This is a genomic window from Candidatus Skiveiella danica (assembly GCF_022705245.1).
GTDB classification, from domain to species: Bacteria; Pseudomonadota; Gammaproteobacteria; order Burkholderiales; family Burkholderiaceae_C; genus Skiveiella; species Skiveiella danica.
Map to the genome: position 1 here is coordinate 1 of NZ_JAKJEW010000145.1, position 598 is coordinate 598.

At 64.7% G+C, this 598-nt stretch carries 1 pseudogene; it reads right to left on the reverse strand.

From position 1 onward, the window contains the following. Nucleotides 1–598 (reverse strand): annotated as a pseudogene (gene gyrB / locus ACMUOY_RS20580) (DNA gyrase subunit B); the annotation flags it as partial.

Consider the following 598-nt stretch of genomic DNA (forward strand, 5'->3'; position numbering starts at 1 on the left):
CGCGCACGTCGTCGCCGGTCAGCTCCACCTTCTCCTTCTTGGCGATGCCGCTTTCCTCGGCATAGCGGTTGATCTGCCGGGTCAGCGCGCCGCGATATCCGGCCAGATGCGTGCCGCCATCGCGCTGCGGGATGTTGTTGGTGAAGCACAGCATCGTCTCGTGATAGGCGTCGGTCCATTCCATCGCCACTTCGACGGTGATGCCGTCCTTCTCGCCGGTCACCACGATCGGCGGCTCGTGCAGCGCGTTCTTGGAGCGGTCGAGATAGCGCACGAAAGCCTCGATACCGCCCTCGTAGTGGAACTCGTTCTGCTTCGGCTCGACGCCGCGCAGATCGGTCAGGATCAGCCGCACGCCGGAATTGAGGAAAGCCAGCTCGCGCAGGCGGTGCTCCAGCGTCGCGTAGTCGAACACCGTCTTGGTGAAGATCGTCGGCGACGGCAGGAAGGTGACCTCTGTGCCGCGCTTGCCGTGGGCGTCGTCGACCACCTTCAGCGGCGCCTCGGCATCGCCCATGCGGAAGCGCATGAAGTGCTCCTTGCCGTCGCGCCAGATCTTGAGGTCGAGATGCTCGGAGAGCGCGTTGACCACCGACAC